Source organism: Ruegeria sp. BI11 (assembly GCF_056538005.1).
Map to the genome: position 1 here is coordinate 1 of NZ_JBQFSM010000043.1, position 2077 is coordinate 2077.

2 protein-coding genes and 1 pseudogene are annotated in these 2077 nt (G+C 48.7%); 2 read left to right on the forward strand and 1 reads right to left on the reverse strand.

What is annotated here, in order from left to right; all coding sequences use genetic code 11:
• The first annotated feature begins 226 nt into the window (after window positions 1-226).
• Window positions 227-694 (forward strand): invasion associated locus B family protein, encoded by a 468-nt coding sequence (locus ACR0DT_RS24925; RefSeq protein WP_480713329.1) that lies wholly within the window; start codon window positions 227-229, stop codon window positions 692-694.
• 154 nt (window positions 695-848) lie between these two features.
• On the opposite strand, the gene ACR0DT_RS24930 is transcribed toward ACR0DT_RS24925, so the two are convergent.
• Window positions 849-971, reverse strand: coding sequence for a hypothetical protein (locus ACR0DT_RS24930; RefSeq protein WP_480713328.1), 123 nt, complete (start codon window positions 969-971; stop codon window positions 849-851).
• Window positions 972-1458: 487 nt separating this feature from the next.
• Here ACR0DT_RS24930 and ACR0DT_RS24935 point away from each other — a divergent pair.
• Window positions 1459-2010 (forward strand): annotated as a pseudogene (locus tag ACR0DT_RS24935) (IS6 family transposase); the annotation flags it as partial.
• Window positions 2011-2077: the final 67 nt, after the last annotated feature.

Sequence of the window (2077 nt, forward strand, 5' to 3'; positions counted from 1 at the left end):
CGTGATATGCACAGGCTTACCAGGTGTGACGCCACACTGATAACCATATCATGGTACCAAATAGGTGAATACCGAATAGAATATGGGCAGGGCAAGGTAAACGAAAGAAAAAAACTCATCAGAAATTCTAATTTTCTGATCAGTTAGAACACGCTAAATATAAAATAGGTCAGTTATGAGAGTAATATCCAAACCGTTATCAATTGCCATTATTGCGGCTTCAATGATGATCCCAATAAGCACTTTTGCATTTAGTCAGGAGTCCAGGGTTGAGCCAACACAGAATGAGTTTTGGAAAACTAACTGTACCGGCAGCAGCAGGAATTCTGAAAATCTGCAGTGTACCGCACTACAGAGGATATTTGTTGCACAGAGTAGGAAAGTTCTCTTTAGTATCAAAGTACTGACTCCGTCTTCGACGGCAGATCCAATATTGCAAATCACTGGCCCTTTGAATGTGTATTTACCCGCTGGATTTCAACTTAGCGTCGACGGCTCTCCCCTAGCTAACATGAGAATCACCAATTGCACAAAAGCCGGATGCTTTGCTGCAATCAAGTTGCCGATAGACCAAATGGATACATTAAAACGTGGGCAGGTTCTGAGAATTGATTTCTCAGCCGTACCAGACCACGTCACAACGGTAGAAACACCGCTTACTGGTTTCATTCACGCAATGGATGGCATTCTCTAATCGTAAGTGCCCCATATTTGACGACCGTTCCTTGTAGAGTTGGGGCACTTCCCAAGCTTACAGCGTGTCGGGTTTAATTGGTTTTATTTCCTGCGGTGGCGAAGAAGTTATAGCACTCTTCATCAGTGAATAGGTGGCAGATACTTCCAGCGGCTTACCACAGTTCGTCATAGGTTCTTGCGGCCGCCTTTCTGATCAGCGTCACAGGCTCGACGGCATTTGCCGCCAACTGCACCATCAGGTCCTCAACAGTTGGTTTGCCGGTTCGATTCATCACAGCCTTGAATCTGAACCGGCAAACGGCGTCACCCGCTCAATGCGAGAGCCATAATGCAGCTGGCGCGCCCGGCGTTCCGTCTTTGTGAACAACCAGCCGGAGACGTTCTTCGGAGTTGAACCGAGCTACATGGGCCGTAGACCCATCTGACAGTTTGAGCCTCGTGAAATCGTTTGCAATCTGCTCAACAAAGATCGGTCGCTGGATTCGCGTCCAGAAAGTACGTTCTCGGAAATTGACGATGGACCGGAGCCTAAATCCGATCCACCAGATTCCAAGGCTGAACACTTCAACGACCAACTACACCAAATTTGCTGTGATTTTAGCTTGGATCAAGTTGCCTGTGTTTTTGAAAGTACTCAGCGTGTTGAGTGGAATAGGAAGGTTGCGTGGGCGATGGCCTATAAAATTCTCTGCCCGTAGAACGATTTTGTCGGAGGGGAATTGCCAAATTGTTCTCGCTTCGTCTTTGCCATAGCGGGGACCAATGATCGTACCGACTTTCATGCCTCGCCTAAAAGGGTTTTGCTTTCCGCGTGAAATCATCTCCTATGCCGTTCAGGCCTATCACCGGCTCAACATGAGCGCGGCTGATGTCGAAGACCTGCTTGCGGAGCGCGGGGTGATTGTAAGTTGTGAAACGATCCGGCTTTGGGTCAATCGTTTTGACCGACATTTTGCGAACAGCATCATGAGAGACCGGCCTGCGCCTCGCGACAAATGGCATCTCGATGAAGTCGTTATTTCAATCCGCGGCGCGAAACACTGGCTTTGGCGGGCTATCGATGCGGACGGGAACGTATTGGACATTCTTGTGCAACCGAGACGAAGCGCTAGAGCGGCAAGGCGTTTTCTGAGCCGGTTGATCGCCCGGTTCGGTCCGCCCCGCGTCATAATCACTGATAAGTTACGCAGCTACATCAAACCGATAAAGGCCTTGGCGCCGAGTGCGGATCATAGAGCACACAAAGGGCTGAACCATTGGATCGAAGGATCACACAGATCCACTCGAAAACGAGAAAAGCTCATGGGACGCTTTAATATGTAAAGTACGAGACTTGATCTGACCTTTCTGCTCTTCTGGAGCACAAGTTAGGAGTGTCGAT